The sequence below is a fragment of the Streptomyces africanus genome (assembly GCF_002150735.1).
Taxonomy (GTDB): Bacteria; Actinomycetota; Actinomycetes; order Streptomycetales; family Streptomycetaceae; genus Streptomyces; species Streptomyces africanus.
This window is the reverse complement of the sequence record NZ_MUKA01000200.1, coordinates 1-18,638: the sequence shown is the minus strand read 5'-3', so window position 1 is coordinate 18,638 and position 18,638 is coordinate 1. Positions and strand designations below refer to the sequence as shown.

Annotated in this window: 16 protein-coding genes and 1 pseudogene; 11 read left to right on the top strand and 6 right to left on the bottom strand. The window is 72.2% G+C overall.

From position 1 onward, the window contains the following. Positions 1 to 177: 177 nt before the first annotated feature. Positions 178 to 1,797 (bottom strand): acyl-CoA synthetase, encoded by a 1,620-nt coding sequence (locus CCL05_RS23495; RefSeq protein ID WP_086562462.1) that lies wholly within the window; start codon positions 1,795 to 1,797, stop codon positions 178 to 180. 176 nt (positions 1,798 to 1,973) lie between these two features. Here CCL05_RS23495 and CCL05_RS23490 point away from each other — a divergent pair, with 176 nt between their 5' ends. From CCL05_RS23490 to CCL05_RS23455, 8 genes are all read left to right on the top strand, one after another. Beyond that, a complete protein-coding gene (locus CCL05_RS23490) occupies positions 1,974 to 2,774 on the top strand; it encodes a crotonase/enoyl-CoA hydratase family protein (protein ID WP_086562461.1) in 801 nt (266 codons plus the stop codon). Positions 2,775 to 2,792: 18 nt separating this feature from the next. Next, positions 2,793 to 3,734 carry a Zn-ribbon domain-containing OB-fold protein gene (locus CCL05_RS23485; protein WP_086562460.1) on the top strand — a complete coding sequence of 314 codons (942 nt, stop codon included), beginning with the start codon at positions 2,793 to 2,795 and terminating at the stop codon, positions 3,732 to 3,734. Next, the gene (locus tag CCL05_RS23480; protein ID WP_086562459.1) at positions 3,731 to 4,795 is read left to right on the top strand and encodes a thiolase domain-containing protein; all 1,065 of its coding nucleotides are present in this window, start codon (positions 3,731 to 3,733) and stop codon (positions 4,793 to 4,795) included. Before CCL05_RS23485 ends, CCL05_RS23480 begins: the two co-directional genes overlap by 4 nt. Beyond that, complete coding sequence (locus CCL05_RS23475) at positions 4,792 to 5,958, top strand: thiolase domain-containing protein (RefSeq protein WP_086562458.1); 1,167 nt, start codon at positions 4,792 to 4,794, stop codon at positions 5,956 to 5,958. The genes CCL05_RS23480 and CCL05_RS23475 overlap by 4 nt, the downstream gene beginning before the upstream one ends. An 82-nt stretch (positions 5,959 to 6,040) precedes the next feature. Beyond that, positions 6,041 to 6,283, top strand: a complete 243-nt coding sequence (locus CCL05_RS23470) for a DUF397 domain-containing protein (protein WP_010033039.1) — start codon at positions 6,041 to 6,043, stop codon at positions 6,281 to 6,283. A gap of 187 nt (positions 6,284 to 6,470) precedes the next feature. Further along, entirely contained in the window at positions 6,471 to 7,373 is a 903-nt protein-coding gene (locus tag CCL05_RS23465; protein WP_086562457.1) for a universal stress protein, read from the top strand. A 39-nt stretch (positions 7,374 to 7,412) separates the two neighbouring features. Beyond that, positions 7,413 to 8,012, top strand: coding sequence for a CGNR zinc finger domain-containing protein (locus CCL05_RS23460; protein ID WP_086562456.1), 600 nt, complete (start codon positions 7,413 to 7,415; stop codon positions 8,010 to 8,012). A gap of 71 nt (positions 8,013 to 8,083) precedes the next feature. Then, entirely contained in the window at positions 8,084 to 8,581 is a 498-nt protein-coding gene (locus tag CCL05_RS23455) for a glycosyltransferase family protein (protein ID WP_086562455.1), read from the top strand. Positions 8,582 to 8,659: 78 nt separating this feature from the next. Here the strand turns inward: CCL05_RS23455 and CCL05_RS23450 are convergent, their stop codons facing one another. Further along, positions 8,660 to 9,799, bottom strand: coding sequence for an aminoglycoside phosphotransferase family protein (locus CCL05_RS23450; RefSeq protein ID WP_086562454.1), 1,140 nt, complete (start codon positions 9,797 to 9,799; stop codon positions 8,660 to 8,662). 234 nt (positions 9,800 to 10,033) lie between these two features. On the opposite strand from CCL05_RS23450, the gene CCL05_RS23445 reads away from it, so the two are divergent. Beyond that, positions 10,034 to 11,527: a DNA-binding protein NsdB gene (locus CCL05_RS23445; RefSeq protein ID WP_086562453.1), complete on the top strand. Its 1,494-nt coding sequence runs from the start codon at positions 10,034 to 10,036 to the stop codon at positions 11,525 to 11,527. Positions 11,528 to 11,532: 5 nt separating this feature from the next. On the opposite strand, the gene CCL05_RS23440 is transcribed toward CCL05_RS23445, so the two are convergent. Together CCL05_RS23440 and CCL05_RS23435 are read right to left on the bottom strand one after the other, a co-directional pair. Further along, positions 11,533 to 12,924 (bottom strand): PP2C family protein-serine/threonine phosphatase, encoded by a 1,392-nt coding sequence (locus CCL05_RS23440; protein WP_086562452.1) that lies wholly within the window; start codon positions 12,922 to 12,924, stop codon positions 11,533 to 11,535. A gap of 272 nt (positions 12,925 to 13,196) precedes the next feature. Next, entirely contained in the window at positions 13,197 to 14,291 is a 1,095-nt protein-coding gene (locus tag CCL05_RS23435) for a baeRF3 domain-containing protein (RefSeq protein ID WP_086562451.1), read from the bottom strand. Between the two features lie 285 nt (positions 14,292 to 14,576). On the opposite strand from CCL05_RS23435, the gene asnB reads away from it, so the two are divergent. After that, positions 14,577 to 16,418, top strand: coding sequence for an asparagine synthase (glutamine-hydrolyzing) (gene asnB, locus CCL05_RS23430; RefSeq protein ID WP_086562450.1), 1,842 nt, complete (start codon positions 14,577 to 14,579; stop codon positions 16,416 to 16,418). A gap of 24 nt (positions 16,419 to 16,442) precedes the next feature. Here asnB and CCL05_RS23425 read toward each other — a convergent pair whose 3' ends face one another. Beyond that, positions 16,443 to 18,014: an alpha/beta hydrolase gene (locus CCL05_RS23425; protein WP_086562449.1), complete on the bottom strand. Its 1,572-nt coding sequence runs from the start codon at positions 18,012 to 18,014 to the stop codon at positions 16,443 to 16,445. A 274-nt stretch (positions 18,015 to 18,288) separates the two neighbouring features. Here CCL05_RS23425 and CCL05_RS23420 point away from each other — a divergent pair. After that, positions 18,289 to 18,555, top strand: a pseudogene (locus tag CCL05_RS23420) (chaplin); the annotation flags it as partial. On the opposite strand, the gene CCL05_RS47545 reads toward CCL05_RS23420, so the two are convergent. Next, a complete protein-coding gene (locus CCL05_RS47545) occupies positions 18,491 to 18,628 on the bottom strand; it encodes a chaplin (protein ID WP_425275937.1) in 138 nt (45 codons plus the stop codon). The pseudogene CCL05_RS23420 and the gene CCL05_RS47545 overlap by 65 nt on opposite strands. Positions 18,629 to 18,638 lie beyond the last annotated feature (10 nt).

The window sequence follows — 18,638 nt, the reverse complement described above, 5'->3', positions numbered from 1 at the left end:
CCGGATCGCCCGGCTCGGCCGACACGGCCCGCGCCATGACCGGTCGCGGTCGGTCGACGGGAGCCGGAAAGCCGGCCGGAGACAGCGGACGTCCCTCAGGTGACGACCCGGATCGGCGAAGGCGGCCCGATCGCTTCCAGGGTGCGGGGGTTGGTCGGCCCACCGTCGTCCATGGCGTCAGCGGTCCGCGGCCACCGCCACCTCCCGCGCCCAGCGATAGTCCGCCTTGCCGCTCGGCGACCGCTGGACCGACTCCGTGATCACCAGCTGCCGCGGGATCTTGTACCCGGCCAGCCGGTCCCGGCAGTGGTTCTGGATGTCGTGCAGGGACGGGCGCGCCGCACCCTCCCGCAACTGCACCACCGCCGCCACATGGTGGCCCCACTGCGGGTCCGGCACCCCGGCCACCAGCGCGTCGTAGACGTCCGGGTGGGACTTGAGTGCCTGCTCGACCTCCTCCGGGTACACCTTCTCGCCGCCGGTGTTGATGCACTGCGAGCCACGGCCCAGGACGGTGACCACGCCCTCCTCGTCGACGGTGGCCATGTCGCCGAGCAGCACCCAGCGCTCGCCGTCCTTCTCGAAGAAGGTGGCGGCGGTCTTGGCCGGGTCGTTGTAGTAGCCGAGCGGCACATGTCCGCACTGGGCGATCCGGCCCACCTCGCCGGCCGCCACCGGTTCGTACGTGGCCGGGTCCACCACCTGCGTACGGGCGTTGACCCGCACCCGGAAGCCGCGCTCGGGCCCCGAGTCCTCGGTCGCCGTCCCGTTGAAACCGGACTCCGAGGAGCCGAAGTTGTTCAGCAGCATGGCGTTCGGCACCAGCTCCCGGAACTGCCGGCGCACCGTGTCCGACATGATCGCGCCGGACGACGACACACTGAACAGCGACGAGCGGTCGATGTGCCGCAGCGGACCGCTCAGCGCGTCGATCAGCGGCCGCAGCATCGCGTCCCCCACCAGCGAGATGCTGCTGACCTTCTCCTTCTCCACCGTCCGCAGCACCTCCTCGGGCACGAACTTGCGGTGGATCACCACCCGTTGCCCGAAGTTGAAGCCGATGAACGCCGTGAGGGTGGAGGTGCCGTGCATCAGCGGCGCCGTGGGGAAGAAGGTGATCCCCGCGCCGCCGGCCGCGACCCGCTCGGCAAGTTCCTGAGGCTTCTTCACCGGTTCACCGGTCGGCGCGCCCCCGCCCAGCCCCGCGAAGAACAGGTCCTCCTGGCGCCACATCACGCCCTTGGGCATGCCGGTCGTACCGCCGGTGTAGATGACGAACAGGTCATCGCCCGAGCGGGCAGGGAAGCCCCGCGCGGGCGACCCCGCGGCCTCCACATGGGCGAACTCCACACAGGGCACCTCGGCGGCCCCCGGTGCCGGAACACCCACCCGGATCAGATGCCGCAGCCGCTCCGCCCGGGGCCGCGCCGCCGCCACCCGGTCCGAGAACTCCGCGTCGAAGACCAGCGCCACCAGATCCGCGTCCCGGTAGAGGTACACCAACTCCTCTTCCACGTACCGGTAGTTGACGTTGACCGGGACGATCCGGGCCTTCAGGCAGCCCAGTACCGTCTGGAGGTACTCCACGCCGTTGTAGAGGTGCAGCCCGAGGTGCTCACCGGGCCGCATCCCGCTGTCGAGCAGATGGTGACCGACCCGGTTGGCCGCCGCGTCCAGCTCCGCGTACGTCAGACGGCGCTGCGCGCCCGTGCCCGGATGGTCGACGTACACCAGCGCCTCACGGTCGGGAACCACGTCGACGACCGACTCGAACAGGTCGGCAAGGTTGTACTCCACCGCTCCTCCTGACCCCGGGACGTGCCTGGCATCGGACGGTTCGCCGGTCATCAGAGCAAAGGGCGCTCCAACTGTGAAGGGCCCGCGCGAAGAAATCTGACTACCTGTCAGGAAACCCTTGAAGTGCCACCCTCCCTACTGCAACCTGTTCTCGTTCCACGAGAGGGGAGTTGGCCATGGGTGGGACGGAACACCTCACCGTGCAGCGCGAAGGCGCCACACTGGTGCTCACGCTCAACAGGCCCGATGTCAGGAACGCGCTCTCGCTGCCGATGCTCGTCGGCCTCTACGACGGCTGGCTGGAGGCCGACGCGGACGACTCGGTCCGCTCGATCGTGTTCACCGGCGCGGGCGGCTCGTTCTGCTCGGGCATGGACCTCAAGGCCCTCGCCGGCAACGGCATGGCGGGCGAGGAGTACCGCGAACGGCTCAAGGCCGACCCCGACCTGCACTGGAAGGCGATGCTGCGCCACCATCGCCCGCGCAAGCCGGTGATCGCGGCCGTCGAGGGCCACTGCGTCGCGGGCGGCACCGAGATGCTCCAGGGCACCGACATCCGCGTCGCCGGGGAGTCCGCGACCTTCGGCCTGTTCGAGGTGAGGCGCGGCCTGTTCCCCATCGGCGGCTCCACGGTCCGGCTGCCACGCCAGATCCCGCGCACCCATGCCCTGGAGATGCTCCTCACCGGCCGCCCCTACAGCGCCCGCGAGGCCGCCGCCATCGGCCTGGTCGGCCATGTCGTCCCCGACGGCACGGCGCTCACCAAGGCACTGGAGATCGCCGAACGGATCAACGCCTGCGGCCCGCTGGCCGTCGAGGCCGTCAAGGCCTCCGTCTACGAGACCGCCGAGATGACCGAGTCCGACGGTCTCGCGGCCGAACTCACCCGCGGCTGGCCGGTCTTCGACACCGCCGACGCCAAGGAGGGTGCCCGCGCCTTCGCGGAGAAGCGACCGCCCGTCTACAAGCGCGCCTGACCGAAGGAGCCCTGCGGCATGCTCGAAGTCCTCAAAGCCCCTCTCGTCGTCGAGTTCCCCTTCACCCGCTCCCTCGGCCCCGTCCAGAGCGCCTTCCTGACCGGTCTGCGCGAAGGCGTCGTCCTCGGCGTCCGCACCGGCGACGGCCGCGTCCTCGTCCCGCCCGCCGAGTACGACCCCGTCACCGCCGAGGAGATCCGCGACCTCGTCGAGGTCGCCCCCACCGGCACGGTCACCACCTGGGCCTGGAACCACGCCCCCCGCCGCGGTCAGCCCCTCGCCACCCCCTTCGCCTGGGCCCTGGTCCGCCTCGACGGCGCCGACACCGCCCTGCTGCACGCCCTCGACGCGCCAGGCCCCGACGCCGTGCACACCGGCATGCGCGTCCGCATCCGCTGGGCGGCGGAACGCACCGGGGCCATCACGGACATCGCCTGCTTCGAGCCGTACGACGGCGACCCGCCCCAACTGACAGGAAACACCGGGCAGTTCGCAAATCCGGTGTCCGGTATCGTCGCCGCCGCCCGCCTCGACTACACCTACTCACCCGGGCGCGCCCAGACCGCCTACATTCACGCCCTCGGCGACCGGCGGATCGTCGGCGAGCGCTGCCCGTCCTGCCGGAAGGTCTACGTCCCGCCGAGGGGTGCGTGCCCCACATGTGGGTTGGCCACATCCGAACCGGTCGAGGTGGGGCCGCGCGGCACAGTGACCACGTTCTGCATCGTCAACATCAAGGCGAAAAACCTTGACATCGAGGTGCCCTACGTCTACGCCCACATCGCCCTCGACGGCGCGGACCTCGCCCTGCACGGCCGGATCGGCGGCATCCCGTACGACGAGGTCCGCATGGGGCTGCGCGTCGAGCCCGTGTGGACCGAGGGCGGCCGCTATCCCGACCACTACCGACCCACGGGCGAACCCGACGCGGACTACGACACCTACAAGGAGCTGCTGTGACGAGCGCACCGGGGGACCGCGAGATCGCCGTCGTCGCCTTCGCCCAGACCGTCCACCGGCGCACCAGCGACGAGTCCTCCGAGGTGGAGATGCTCATGCCGGTGCTGCACGAGGTCCTCGACCGGACCGGCATGAAGACCGCCGACATCGACTTCACCTGCTCCGGCTCCAGCGACTACCTCGCCGGCCGCGCCTTCTCCTTCACCCTCGCCCTCGACGGGGTCGGCGCCTGGCCGCCCCTCTCCGAGTCGCACGTCGAGATGGACGGCGCCTGGGCCCTGTACGAGGCCTGGACCAAACTCCTCACCGGCGACGCCGACACCGCCCTGGTCTACGCGTACGGCAAGTCCTCGCCCGGCTCGGTCCGCGACGTCCTCACCCGCCAGCTCGACCCGTACTACGTCGCACCCCTGTGGCCCGACGCCGTCGCGCTCGCCGCCCTCCAGGCGCAGGCCCTCATCGACGCCGGCGATACGGACGAACCGGCGCTCGCGGCCGTCGCCGCCCGGAACCGGGAGGCGGCGACCGCCAACCCGCACGCGCAGCTCAAGGGGCCGGTCCCGCAGGGCGACCACCTCGTACGGCCGCTGCGCACCGGCGACTGCCCGCCCATCGGCGACGGGGCCGCCGCCGTGATCCTCGCGGCGGGCGACCGGGCCCGCGACCTGTGCGCACGGCCCGCCTGGATCCGCGGCATCGACCACCGCATCGAGGCCCACGGCCTCGGCGTGCGCGATCTGACCGACTCGCCGTCGACCCGCCTGGCCGCCGAGCGGGCCGGCGCCTTCGAACGGCCCGTCGACACCGCCGAGCTGCATGCGCCCTTCACCGCCCAGGAGATCGTCCTGCGCAAGGCCCTCCGCCTCGACGACGGCGTCGTCGTCAATCCCTCCGGCGGTGCCCTCGCCGCCAACCCGATCATGGCCGCCGGTCTGATCCGCATCGGCGAGGCCGCCGCCCGCATCCACCGCGGCGCGTCCGACCGCGCCCTCGCCCACGCCACCTCCGGCCCCTGCCTCCAGCAGAACCTGGTCGCCGTCCTCGAAGGGGAGCCCCGATGAGCAAGGAGCCCGTGGCCGTCGTCGGCGTCGGCCAGACCAAGCACGTCGCGGCACGCCGGGACGTGTCGATCGCCGGACTCGTCCGGGAGGCGGCCCGCCGGGCCCTGGACGACGCCGAGCTGACCTGGGCAGACATCGACGCCGTCGTGATCGGCAAGGCGCCCGACTTCTTCGAGGGCGTCATGATGCCCGAGCTCTACCTCGCCGACGCCCTCGGCGCCGTCGGCAAGCCCATGCTCCGGGTGCACACCGCCGGCTCGGTCGGCGGCTCCACCGCCCTCGTCGCCGCGAACCTCGTCGCTTCCCGCGTCCACGGCACCGTCCTCACCCTCGCCTTCGAGAAACAGTCCGAGTCGAACGCGATGTGGGGCCTGTCCCTGCCCATTCCCTTCCAGCAGCCCCTGCTGGCAGGAGCCGGCGGGTTCTTCGCCCCGCACGTCCGCGCCTACATGCGGCGCAGCGGCGCCCCCGAGACGATCGGTGCGCTCGTCGCCTACAAGGACCGCCGCAACGCCCTGAAGAACCCCTACGCCCACCTGCACGAGCAGGACATCACCCTCGACAAGGTCATGGCCTCGCCCATGCTGTGGGACCCGATCCGCTACTCGGAGACCTGCCCCTCCTCCGACGGCGCCTGCGCCATGATCCTCACCGACCGCGCCGGAGCCGCCCGGGCACCGCGACCGCCCGCCTGGATGCTCGGCGGGGCGATGCGCAGCGAACCGACCCTCTTCGCCGGCAAGGACTTCGTCTCCCCGCAGGCCGGCCAGGACTGCGCGGCCGACGTCTACCGGCAGGCCGGGATCACCGACCCCCGCCGCGAGATCGACGGCGCCGAGATCTACGTCCCGTTCTCCTGGTACGAGCCGATGTGGCTGGAGAACCTCGGCTTCGCCGGTGAGGGCGAAGGGTGGAAGCTCACCGAGGCGGGCGTGACCGAACTCGACGGGGACCTGCCCGTGAACATGTCGGGCGGTGTGCTGTCCACCAACCCCATCGGCGCCTCCGGCATGATCCGCTTCGCGGAGGCCGCGCTCCAGGTGCGCGGACAGGCCGGGGAACACCAGGTGGACGGCGCCCGCAGGGTCCTCGGGCACGCCTACGGCGGCGGCTCGCAGTTCTTCTCCATGTGGCTGGTGGGAGCCGAGCCCCCAGAGTCCTGAAAGGTCCCCCTCAAGTGCTCTGTCGGCCGTGGGGCACGATCGCTAGGCTGGCCGCGGACGACGAACCGGGAGGAGCACGGACGTGGCCGAGACCACCACCCAGCAGCGCCCGCTCACGGGCTGGGACAAGCCGGAGCTGGACCTCACCAACGCACAGTGGCAGTCCAGCAGCCGGGGGCGGGGGGATGTCCAGATCGCCTTCGTCGAGGGCTTCATCGCCATGCGGAACAGTGCCCGCCCCGAGAGTCCCTCCCTGATCTTCACACCCGCCGAGTGGGGCGCGTTCGTGTCGGGAGCGCGGGAAGGGGAGTTCGACCTCACCTGACGCGACGCCGCGCGACCTCGACCGCGGCACCCCGTGAACCGTCCCGGACCGGCCGTGACCCCACGGCCGATCCGGGGGTGTTCCGCCCGCATTTCCGGACACGCGACCTGCGACGTCCTCCCGGGGCCCGCGCCTGAGCCAGGCTGGCCCCTTGAGGCACGCTCGGATCCGGGAAGGCGAGGAACCCATGAGCACCCTGCCGGTCATCGCGGCGGTCGATGGTTCGGACAGCAGCCTGCGCGCCCTGGAGTGGGCCCTCGACGCGGCCCTCCGGCGTTCGGCACCCCTGCGTGCGGTGCATGTACGCCAGTACGCCCACTGGGCGCAGCCCGAGGTGCTCGCCGCCGGACCGCCGGACCCGCAGGCCGACCCGGTGCTCGACCGGGTCCGCGAACATGTGGAGAGCCTCTCCGCCCCGCCGCACGTGGAGTACGTCGGACTGGAGGGCGCGCCCGGCGCCGTCCTGCCCGAACTGGGCTCTTCCGCCCAGCTGCTGGTCCTCGGCTCCCGGGGCCGAGGCGGCTTCGCCAGCCTGCTGCTCGGCTCCAACGGCCTGGCCGCCGCCCGTGACGCCGAGTGCCCCGTCGTGGTGGTGCCCCGGCCCGGACGCGACGTCCCCGGCGAGGCGCCGTCGGGTCCCGGACCGCGCGTGGTCGTGGGCCTGAAGGTGGACGGTCCCGACGAGGCCACGCTCGAGTTCGCCTTCGCCGAGGCCGCCCGGCGCGGCGCCCGGCTCCAGGCGGTCGCCGCCTACCCGTGGCCCGCGCAGCCCTGGATGACGCCCGGCGACATGCCTCCGCCGATCGTCGACCAGGACGTCATCGAGGACGAGACCCGGGTCCTCGCCGAGGGCTTCCTCGCCCCGTACCGCGAACGGCACCCCGACGTCCCGGCCGAGACGGTCCCGTCGGCCGGGGACGCCGCCGGACACCTCGTGGCGGCGTCCCCGGGCGCCGACCTCGTCGTCGTGGGCCGTCACCGGCGGCACCTGCTGGCACCCGCCCGCATGATGGGCTCGGTCACCCACGCCGTCCTGCTGCACGCCGCGAGCCCCGTCGCGGTGGTCCCGCCGGCACCGCCGGAGGACTGACACGAGGTAATGGATACGGGCAGTCCTATCATTAGGCCCATGCGGGAACCGATCAGCAGGGACGCCCGGCTCGCCCTGGACCTGGCCCTCACCGTCCGGCACGACGGCAACGGCGGTGTCGCCGACGACCTGACCGACCCGGCAGGCCTGACCGCCTGGGTCCGGGCACACCCCGAGGTCCTGCCGGACGCCGGCCGTTCCGTCGCCGGCGCCGCGCAGCTCGCCGCCGTACGGGACCTGCGTGACGCCGTCCGCGCCCTCTTCGCCCATGCCGTGCGGCCCGGTGAGCCGAGCCCCGCCGACGCGGCCCGTCTCCTGCCCGTACCCGAGGCCGTACGGCGCCTCAACGAGGCCGCCGCCCGCACCCCCACCGTGCCCGTCCTGAACTGGCCCGAGGGGACCGGACCCGACGTCCGTCACCAGCCCGCACACGGCGGCGACGACCTGGCGTCCGCCCTCGCGCACGCCGTGATCGCGTTCCTCGCGAGCCCCGAGCGCGACCGGCTGCGGGCCTGCCACGCACCCCGCTGCGTCCGGTACTTCCTCAAGAACCACCCGCGCCAGGAGTGGTGCACACCGTCCTGCGGCAACCGCGCCCGGGTGGCCCGCCACCACCAACGGCACCGGACGACGGCTTGAGGACGCTCCCGGGCTCGATCGGGTCGTCGCCCGGGCGGCGCTTCGCAGGCCGGGCCACGTACCATGGCGGCATGTCGTTCCTCCGCCGCCGCAGCGCCACGCCCGCCGGGCCCGACTTCGACGTACTGGCCATGGACCCGGGCGACTGGCCCGGCAACCTCGGTGCGGGACTGCTGCCCGCGCCCGACGGCACCTGCCAGGGCGTCTTCCTGCGTTACGACCTGTTCGGCGGCCGCGGCCCCGCGATGATCATCGGCAACCTGCCGGAGGGCTCCCCGGCCCGCGAGGTCCCCGAGGGACAGGTCCCCTTCGAGGTGGGGCAACTGCTGCTGGCACTGGAGAACGACGAGGAGGTCACCGTCGTCGGCACCGAGGACGTGCCGGTGATGCAGGGCGACAACCTCCTGATCGTGCGCCGCGTCAAGCTCTCCGAGGGCCGCATCTCCTGCGTGCAGTTCGACCGCAGCGACAACGTCCTGGTGACCATCGCCGCCTGGGACCGCCCCATCACGGACGACCTGTACGCCCTCCTCAAGCCACTGCCCGCGGAGCTGTTCCAGCAGGACTGAGCCGACGGGCGGCACCGCCGCACACACGAAGGGGCCGCTGTGCGCCTGGCCAGGCACACAGCGGCCCCTTCGTCCCCGTCAGCGAGTGCCGACCGCCGCGCGCACGGCCCGCCGGGCCATCTGGCAGTCGTCGTGCAGCCGCCGCAGCAGCAGCCGCTGCTCCTCGCCGGACGGCGCAGCACCAGGGTGGGCCGGACCCGGTGCCGCCGGGGTCGCGTCGTGCATCGAACGCTGCACGGCCGTCTCGTACGTCCGGATCTCCCGGGTCAGCACCAGCATCAGGTTCACCAGGAAGGCATCCCTGGACGCCGGGCCCGCCGACTGGGCGATCTGGCTGATCTGGCGACGGGCCACCGGTGCGTCCCCGAGCACCGACCACAGCGTCGCCAGGTCGTACCCCGGCAGATACCAGCCCGCGTGCTCCCAGTCCACCAGCACTGGACCGGCCGGTGACAGGAGGATGTTCGACAGCAGTGCGTCGCCGTGGCAGAACTGGCCCATGCTCTGCCGCCCGGCCGCCTGCGCGATGCCGTGCAGCAGTTTCTGGAGATCACCCAGGTCCCGGTCGGTGAGCAGGCCCAGCTCGTGGTACCGCGAGATCCGGGCCGCGTAGTCCAGCGGGGCGTCGAACGTGCCCGTCGGCGGCCGCCAGGCGTTCAGCCGGCAGATCGCGCCGAGTGCCGCCCTGATGTCCGCCCGCGGCGGCGCCTCGGCCGGGTGCCGCTGGAGCGCGGCCACCCGCCCCGGCATCCGCTCGATCACCAGGGTGCAGTTGTCCGGGTCCGCCGCGATCAGTCTCGGCACCCGCACCGGAGGGCGGTGCCGGACGAACGAGCGGTACGCCGCTATCTCGTGGCGGATCCGCTCGGCCCAGGCGGGGGAGTGGTCCAGTAAACACTTGGCGACGGCCGAGCTGCGACCGGTCGTGCCGACCAGGAGCACGGACCGCCCGCTGCGGCGCAGGACCTGCACCGGGGCGAACTCCGGGCAGATGCGGTGCACCGACGCGATCGCCGTGCGCAACTGCGCGCCCTGGGGGCCGGACAAGTCGAGTCTCCCGCTGAGCGGTTGGGTGCCGAGTACCGCGCCGCGCCGTGCCCTGCCCGCACCGAGCACGGGGGCCGCCGGCCGCGCGGGGGCGAGGTAGGGGCCGCTGTCCGTGGGACGGGGGTGCAGCGACCGGGGCGGTGCGGACACGGAGGACGATGCTGCGTACATGGGCGAAACAGATCCCTTCGTGTGCCTGCGACGACAGCGCACCACCCGGCCCGGACTCCCGGGAGCACCCTGGGGAATGTCCCTGCGGCGACCGGGTCGGGGTGGCGCGTTCCTACCTGACACCCGATGACCAGTGGCACACCATCTGGCGCACCCTGGCGAACCCTGGCGAATAGTCGCCCGGCAAGTCTCCCCGGGCTACTGTCAACTCAGCCGAGAACCTGGGGGCTTGACGTGAGCGGACAACCCAACACCCGGCTCGCGGACCTGTTCGGCCTGGCCGGCTGGTCCAAGGGCGAACTCGCGAGGCTGGTCAACCGGAAGGCGGCGGCCATGGGCCACCCCCAGCTGGCGACCGACACCTCCCGGGTGCGGCGGTGGATCGACATGGGAGAGATCCCGCGCGATCCCGTGCCGCGGGTGATGGCGGCTCTGTTCACCGAGCGTCTCGGCCGTGTCGTGACCATAGAGGACCTCGGTCTGGTCCGGCACGGGCGTGCGGGGAAGCGGCAGGGCGGCGGGAGTGCGGAGTCTCCCGACGGAGTGCCGTGGGCGCCCGAGCGGACCGCCGCGGTCCTCACCGAATTCACGGGAATGGACCTCATGCTCAACCGACGCGGCTTGGTGGGCGCGGGCGCCGCGCTCGCCGCGGGATCCGCACTCAGCAGCGCCATGTACGACTGGCTGCACACCGACCCTGCCCTGGTTGCCGACGCTCCCGACCCCGACCATCCCCTGCACGCCGACCCCGCTGGGTTCGACCGCTACGAGGCCGCCCCCATCGGGTCGCAGGAGATCGAGGAACTGGAGCGCTCGGTCGAGGTGTTCCGCGCCTGGGACGCGGCCCGCGGCGGCGGGCTCCAGCGCAAGGCCGTGGTGGGCCAGCTCAACGAGGTGGGCGGCATGCTCGCCTACCGTCACCCACCCCATCTCCAGCGGCGCCTGTGGGGCGTCGCCGCCAACCTGGCCGTCCTCGCGGGCTGGATGTCACACGACGTCGGTCTGGAGCCCACGGCCCAGAAGTACTTCGTCATCGCCGCGCACGCGGCCAGAGAGGGCGGGGACCGGCCCCGAGCGGGCGAGGCACTCTCCCGTGCGGCCCGCCAGATGGTCCACCTGGGCAAGCCGGACGAGGCCCTGGACCTGATGAAGCTCGCCACGTCCGGCTCCGGCGACGAGGTACTGCCCCGCACCCGGGCGATGCTCTGCACCATCGAGGCCTGGGCGCAGGCCTCCATGGGCAAGGGCCAGGCCATGCGCCGCACGCTCGGGCAGGCCGAGGACCTGTTCGTCTCCGACAAGGCCGACGTACCACCGCCGGACTGGATGCAGACCTTCAAGGAGGAGGACCTCTACGGCATGCAGGCCCTGGCCTACCGCACGCTCGCGGAGTTCGAGCCGGGCGCGGCCGCGCACGCCCAGCACTACGCGGAGAAGGCGCTCGCCCTGCGGGTCGACGGCCGGCAGCGGTCGAAGATCTTCGACTATCTGTCGATGGCCTCGGCGTGCTTCATCGCGGACGACCCCGAACAGGCCGACCGGTACGCGCGACTTGCGCTGGTGTCGATGGGCTCCAACTCCTCCCACCGCACCTGGGACCGGCTGCGCCAGATGTACCGGCTCACCGCCCAGTACGCCGGTTACCCGAAGATCCAGGAGCTGCGGGAGGAGATCGAGTTCGCCCTGCCGAAGACGAAGGGCCGGGGCGGCAACCACGCACCGGCCTGAGTTTCCTATGACGTGACCCTGGCGACGAGCACGCAGGCGTTGTCCGCGCGCTCGCCCTCGCCGAACTCCTGGACCACCGTCCGCAGACAGTCCTCTGCACCGGCGGTCCCGGTCAGCCGCGGCGCCAGGTCGAGGAGGAGGTTCGCGGCCGCCGTTCCGGTGTGCCCGGGTACCAGCCCGTCGGTGTGCAGAAGCAGCAGATCGCCCACCTGGAGGGTCTCTTCGGCCTGCCCGTAGACGGCGCCGGAGGTGGCGCCGAGCAGGACGCCGTCCGGTGCGTTCAGCACACACCCCGTTCCGTCGCGGAACAGCAGCGGGGCGGGGTGTCCGGCCTGTGCCCACACCAGGGTGCGGGTCGCGGGGCGGTAGCGGCAGCAGACGGCGCTGCCCAGGGCGGGTTGCACGGTGGCGTCGAGTAACTGGTTCAGCCAGGCCATCAGCCGGCCGGGCGGGGCGCCGGCCATCGCCATGCCACGCACGGCGCCGAGCAGCATCGTCATGTTCGACGTGACGCCGACGCCGTGTCCGGTGAGGTCGCCGACGCTGAGCAGGGTCTCGCCGTCGGCCAGTTCCAGCGCGTCGTACCAGTCACCGCCGATCAGCGTGTGCGTGGACGCCGGCAGGCGCCGGGCCGCGAGGTCGAGGGCCCTGGGGCCCCGGTGCGGGAGCCGCAGGGAGCCGAGCCACGGCGGCAGCACCGCCTCCTGCAACTCGGCCGCGAGCCGGTGCTCGGTCCGCGCGTCCCGCCGCCGGTCCGGGAGCGAGTCACGGGTCTCGCTCACCACCCGCTGGCTGCGGCGCAGTTCGCTGACGTCCCGCAGTACGGCCCACATCGAGGCGGTGCTGCCGTCGGTGTCGAGCACCGGTTCGCCCATCATGTGCACGGTCCGGACGTCGCCGCCCCGGCGTGCGATGCGGAACTCGCCGTCGATGGGCCGGGCGTCGACGAGGCAGTTCGTCACCATCGCCGTCAGCTTCGGCCGGTCCTCGTCGAGCACCAGGGACGGCAGCTCGTCGAGGGTGAGCGGGGGAGCGGCGGGGTCGCGGCCCAGGATCTCGTACAGCTCCCCGGACCAACTGGCCTCGTCCGTCAGCAGGTTCCACTCGGCACTGCCGACCCGGCTGAGCAGTGAGCCGGGTTCAGGGGGCGCCGTGGGCTGGGGGCCGTCCCGCAGCTGGGCCAGGTGCTCGTCGAGGTCGTTGAGCTGGTGCAGGGCCAGGTCGTACAGGGCGCGCTGCCAGCGTCCCTGGGGGTGGTCCGCTTCTGCTCCCTCGGCGTCGCGCCGCACGGCGTCCACGTCGCCCTTGAGCCGGCGCGTCTGCGATATCAGCGCGTCGACCGAGCCGCGTCCGGGCGGCTCGGCGGCTGGGCGGTCCGCGGAGAGGTGGGACGGCATGACGCACTCCGATGCGGGGACGGTACGACCAAGGCGGACGGAGGGACCGGTTACGACTGTCGCACAGCCCGCGACGCCCTGTAAGGGATTTGGCAACACACGATACGGTGGTGCTTCTGGCATATGCCACAGTCTCACGGAGTTACTCCGAGGTAGGTGCGGAGCGGGCCCTCCGGAGGATCAAGTCGTAGATTACACAGGGGGTTTGACGGTCCGTCGGGAAGGCGTCGCCCGGCTGCCGCGTGTGTTCGACGGTCCTGTGTTCGAGGACTTCAGTACCGCAGGACGCCGGCGATGCCCTCCGCCTCGCCGAGTGCGCCGTCCGGGACGAAGCGGACGTCGGCTCCGGTCTCCAGGCACTGCTCGACGATCTCGTCCACGATGTCCTCGCGGGACTCGCTGCCGGCATCCTCGGCGAGGATCAGATGGTCCCCGGCGTCGCTGACCGTCACGCGGAAGTTCTCCTCGACGGCCAGCAGCCGGACGCGCCCGTCCCGGGCGCTCTGCCAGAGTTCGTCGACACCGGCGGCGAATTCCCGTCGCCCGCGGGCCGTTTCGAGGGCGCGGGTCACGGCGTCCGTGTCCCTGCGGGCCTCCGTCTCGATCACCGGCTGGATGGCCTGCCACACGGACTCGGGTGTCCCGTGCGCGAGGCCGCCGTGCGGGACGTGCACCGCTCCCTTGGTGGCGGCGCCGACCTCGTCCAGGAGGGCGAGGGCGGGCGGTGGGCCGGTGACGTACAGCGGTCGCGGGTGCTCGCGCAGGACGGTGCTCATCGCGGTGTCGGTCTCGCGCAGGAACTGGCGGGTGCGCTCCTCCCGGAAGGCGCTCGGCAGGTCTCCGATCCGCTCCTGCCGTTCCGGGTCGAAGTTCTCCACGCGGCGGGTCAGCGGGAAGCCGTCGGCGCGCTGCTCGGAGACGCGGTCGACGCCGCCGTTCCACAGGGTCGCGCGGTCGGCGGAGAGCGACAGCACCCAGAACGGCCGGTCCGCCGTCTGGGCGGAGACCAGGTTGCGGGTGAGGAAGGTGTCCGAGAGCACCACACGTTCGGGCACGGACCGGGCGAGCGACCACACCTGGTGCTCACCGGAGGCGGCGAAGATCACCAGGCCGTCCTCGGCGTGCGTCAGATCGACCTCGGACAGGGCCTGGTCGAGACGGCGGGCGACCTCGGCCCGCCGCTCGCGGCCGACCGCCGGATCGGCCTCCAGCTGCCGCTTGGCCTCGGCCACCGCATTGCGCAGCCGGACCTGGTCCTGGGTCTTGTGGGGATCGCGCCGGTGGGTCGGCGTCAGCACGGAGACCGCGGGATACGGGCGCGGGCGCCGCAGCTCGGCAAGGGTCGCGGGACTCAGAACGTGCTCCATGACAGAACGATAGAGCGGATTCACCCTTAGGGCATTCGGGGCAATCGGTACCCGCCCGGCGGGGTGTCGTCGCCCCGGAGTTGGGGAAGTTTTTGCCGCTGGCCGATTTCCGACGGGGGGTTCCCGGTCGCGCAGCGGATCCGCGGATATTGCGCGTGCAAAGTGCGGCTTGATTTGAGGGGTGGCCGGGCCTGCTCGAGGCGCCGGTGAGTTGACCCGTGACCGCGGGTGTAACACGCTCGAAATATAGATGGCTCATACAACTGATTTGCGGGAGGTATGTATATGTGCGGCATCACCGGCTGGGTCTCCTTCGACCGCGACCTGAGTGCCGAGGCGGCGACCCTGGACGCGATGACCGAGACGATGGCCTGCCGCGGCCCGGACGACCGCGGCGTCTGGACCGAGGGACCCGCCGGCCTCGGGCACCGCAGGCTCGCGATCATCGACCTGCCCGGCGGCCGCCAGCCCATGACCGCCGCCACCCCGCACGGCACCGTCGCCCTGGTCTACTCGGGCGAGGCCTACAACTTCACCGAACTGCGCGGCGAGCTCACCGCCCGCGGCCACCGCTTCACCACCGACTCCGACACCGAGGTCGTCCTGCGCGGCTACCTCGAATGGGGCGACGCCGTCGCCGAGCGCCTGAACGGCATGTACGCCTTCGCCGTATGGGACGGCCGCACCGACCGGCTCCTGCTGATCCGCGACCGCATGGGCATCAAGCCCCTCTACTACCACCCCACGCCCGACGGCGTCCTGTTCGGCTCCGAGCCCAAGGCGATCCTCGCCAACCCGCTGGCCCGCCGGCGTGTCGGCCTCGACGGTCTGCGCGAGCTGTTCAGCATGGTCAAGACCCCTGGACACGCCGTGTGGGAGGGCATGCGCGAGGTCGAGCCCGGCACCGTCGTCACCGTCGACCGCTCGGGCGTGCGCCAGCGCGCCTACTGGGAGCTGCGCACGCGGCCCCACACCGACGACCGCGACACCACCATCGCCACCGTCCGCTCGCTCCTCGACGACATCGTGCGCCGCCAGCTCGTCGCCGACGTACCCCGCTGCACCCTGCTCTCCGGCGGTCTCGACTCCTCCGCCATGACGGCGCTCGCCGCGCGGCAGCTCGCCGCGCACGGTGAACGGGTCCGCAGCTTCGCCGTCGACTTCGCGGGCCAGGCCGACAACTTCGTCGCCGACGACCTGCGCGGCACCCCCGACACCCCCTTCGTGCACGACGTGGCCCGGGACGCCGGCACCGATCACCAGGACATCGTGCTGGACGCGGAGGCCCTCGCCGACCCCGGCGTACGGGAGAAGGTGATCAGGGCCCGCGACCTGCCGGCCGGCCTCGGCGACATGGACGCCTCGCTCTACCTGCTCTTCCGGGCCATCCGCGAACGGTCCACGGTGGCCCTGTCCGGCGAGTCCGCCGACGAGGTCTTCGGCGGCTACCAGCAGTTCTTCGACGAGGAGGCCCGCCGGGCCGACACCTTCCCCTGGCTGGTGAGCCTCGGCCGGCACTTCGGCGACGACGCCGACGTCCTGCGCCCGGAGCTGGTCAAGGCGCTGGACCTGGAGTCGTACGTCGCCGACAGCTACCGCTCAGCCGTCGCCGGTGTGCAGCGCCTCGACGGCGAGAGCGACTTCGAGTTCCGGATGCGGCAGATCAGCAACCTGCACCTGACCCGGTTCGTACGGATCCTGCTCGACCGCAAGGACCGCGCCAGCATGGCCGTCGGCCTGGAGGTCCGGGTGCCGTTCTGCGACCACCGGCTCGTCGAGTACGTCTACAACGCGCCCTGGGCGCTGAAGTCCTTCGACGGCCGTGAGAAGAGCCTGCTCAGGGAGGCGACCGCGGACCTGATCCCCCGGTCCGTGTACGACCGGGTCAAGAGCCCCTACCCGTCCACGCAGGACCCGAAGTACGCGGTGGCCCTGCGGAACCAGGCGAAGGACCTCCTGGCGCGGCCGGACCACCCGGTCTTCGACCTCGTCGACCCCGAGCGGCTCCGGCAGGCCGCACACCGCGACACGCCCGTGAGCAGCCAGGCCGCACGCCGGGGCCTGGAGCGGGCCCTCGACCTGGCGATGTGGCTGGACCTCTACGCACCCGAGGTCTCACTCGGCTGACCGGGGATCCGTGGCCGCACCGGCTCACTCGGTGTCGTGGTCGGAGCCGCAGGAGCTGCCGTCCGGCGGGAGCGTGCCGTACAGCAGGAACGCGTCGACCTTGCGGTGCACGCACTTGGAGGAGCCGTAGCCGGTGTGGCCCTCGCCCCGGTTGTCGAGCACCACGGCCGACGACCCGAGCCGCTCGGCCGTCTCCACCGTCCAGCGGTACGGCGTGGCCGGGTCGCCCCGGGTGCCGACGAGGAGCATCCGCGGAGTGTCGAGGTCCTTGACCTCCTCGCGGATGAAGTCGGTGCCCTTGGGGCGGCCGTAGCACATCAGCACCTGGGTGAGCCGGTACCGGCCGAAGACCGGCGACGCCCGCTCGTACCGGGCGCGCAGCCGGCCGAGGTCCCTGCCGACCTGCTCGGCGGCGGGGCGGTCGGGATCGTCCGCGCAGTTCACCGCCATCAGCGCCGCCGGCAGGTTGTCCAGGGGCACGTCCTGCGGGTCGGTGAGCCCGCGGTGCGCCGCCCGCCACGGCGGGTGGGCGACGCCCCCGGACGCGAAGGCCTCCAGGCGGCTGGTGTCGCCGTCCTCGAGCAGCTGTGCGACGGCCCGCTGGAGGGAGGGCCACAGCTCCCTGCTGAACAGCCCCTGCGCGAGGGCGCCCACGAAGTCCTGGCCGGAGAACGCCTCGCCGAAGTCGGTCGGCACCGGGTCCCGGTCGAGCGACTCGACCACCTTGACGACGTGCTCCCTGGCCTCCCGCGGGTTCTGTCCGAACGGGCAGGCGATGTCCTGCGTGCACCAGACGAGGAAATTCTCCAGCGCGGTCTGCTGCCCCTGTGCGCTCACCACACCCTGCTCGGACAGCGGCTCGGTGAGCGTGTCGACGCCGTCCAGCACCATCCTGCCGACCTTGCCGGGGAACTGGGCCGCGTACACCGCGCCGAGCCGGCTGCCGTAGGAGAAGCCGAGGTAGTTGAGCTTGGCGTCGCCGAGCGCGTCGCGTATGACGTCCAGGTCGCGGGCGGCGTTCACCGTGCCGATGTGGCGCAGGACGGGGCCGGAGTGCTCGGTGCACTCGGCCGCCGCGTCGCGCAGCTTTTCGAGAACGGCCTGCGGGTCGGCCACGGCCGCGTCGCCGTCCGTCGCGTCCAGCGGGTCGTCGGGGGCGTTGCCGCAGCTGACCGGCGAGGAGCGGCCGACGCCCCGGGGGTCGAAGCCGACCACGTCGTAGCCGTTCGTCAGGCCCATGAAGTCCTTGCCGGCCATGGCGAGTTGGCCCACGCCCTGACCGCCCGGGCCGCCGAAGTTCAGCAGCACCGAGCCCCGGGACTTTCCCGTGGCCCGGTAGCGGGCCAGGGCGAGATCGAGCGTCCCTTTCCCGGGCCGGGCGTAGTCGAGGGGGACGGTGACCTTGCCGCACTGGAGGTCCTTCGGCATGTCCTCGCCCTCGCACGCCGACCACCTGACCTCCTGGTCGTAGAAGCGCGCCAGGCCCGGCGCGGGGCCGTCCGCGGCCGGCAGCCCCGCACCCAGCAGGGCCAGCCCGGCCACGCAGGGGACCGCGCAGCGCCTCAGCGAGGAGCGCGTGGACAGCTTGGCCAGCATCGATGCCTCCAGGGGGCGCCCCACAGCGGACCGGGGAGCGGCGCCCTCGCTCACCATAAGCGGGCACCGGAAGCGGCGCCTCCGGACGGGCGGGCGGGGGCGGAGTGCCCTGTCGTGCGCGGCTGCCTCGCACATACGAAGGGTTTTACCGCTAGTTCGACAACCGGGCCGCTCGATGGAGTGAAAGGCCGATAAGCCATAACTCGGATCGGCCGTCCGCGTTTTATCTCGTGCGGGTGAGTGCCCGCGACGATGTCTGGAAGGCAGGGAACCTATGAATCGGGTTACCCGAAACGGTGTGATCGCCGTCGCGGCCGCCTCGGGCGCGATGGCCCTGACCGTCCCCGCGTACGCCGGTTCCGGAGCGGAGGGCTCGGCGGCCGGTTCGCCCGGGGTGGTCTCCGGCAACACCGTCCAGCTGCCGGTGCACGTTCCGGTGAACGTGTGCGGGAACACCGTGAACGTGGTGGGGCTCCTCAATCCCGCCGCGGGCAACAGCTGCGCGAACAAGGACGACCGCCGGGCCGGCCGGCCCGGCGGTCGTCCTTGTTCGCGCAGCTGTTGCCCGCGGCGGGATTGAGGAGCCCCACCACGTTCACGCTGTTCCCGCACACGTTCACCGGA

Excerpts from the sequence above, each read along its gene's own strand:
- CCL05_RS23440 (WP_086562452.1), bottom strand. The coding sequence starts at position 12,924 with ATGCCGTCCCACCTCTCCGCGGACCGCCCAGCCGCCGAGCCGCCCGGA.
- CCL05_RS23485 (WP_086562460.1), top strand. The coding sequence starts at position 2,793 with ATGCTCGAAGTCCTCAAAGCCCCTCTCGTCGTCGAGTTCCCCTTCACC.
- CCL05_RS23450 (WP_086562454.1), bottom strand. The coding sequence starts at position 9,799 with ATGTACGCAGCATCGTCCTCCGTGTCCGCACCGCCCCGGTCGCTGCAC.
- asnB (WP_086562450.1), top strand. The coding sequence starts at position 14,577 with ATGTGCGGCATCACCGGCTGGGTCTCCTTCGACCGCGACCTGAGTGCC.
- CCL05_RS23425 (WP_086562449.1), bottom strand. The coding sequence starts at position 18,014 with ATGCTGGCCAAGCTGTCCACGCGCTCCTCGCTGAGGCGCTGCGCGGTC.
- CCL05_RS23475 (WP_086562458.1), top strand. The coding sequence starts at position 4,792 with ATGAGCAAGGAGCCCGTGGCCGTCGTCGGCGTCGGCCAGACCAAGCAC.
- CCL05_RS23460 (WP_086562456.1), top strand. The coding sequence starts at position 7,413 with ATGCGGGAACCGATCAGCAGGGACGCCCGGCTCGCCCTGGACCTGGCC.
- CCL05_RS23455 (WP_086562455.1), top strand. The coding sequence starts at position 8,084 with ATGTCGTTCCTCCGCCGCCGCAGCGCCACGCCCGCCGGGCCCGACTTC.
- CCL05_RS23435 (WP_086562451.1), bottom strand. The coding sequence starts at position 14,291 with ATGGAGCACGTTCTGAGTCCCGCGACCCTTGCCGAGCTGCGGCGCCCG.
- CCL05_RS23465 (WP_086562457.1), top strand. The coding sequence starts at position 6,471 with ATGAGCACCCTGCCGGTCATCGCGGCGGTCGATGGTTCGGACAGCAGC.
- CCL05_RS23490 (WP_086562461.1), top strand. The coding sequence starts at position 1,974 with ATGGGTGGGACGGAACACCTCACCGTGCAGCGCGAAGGCGCCACACTG.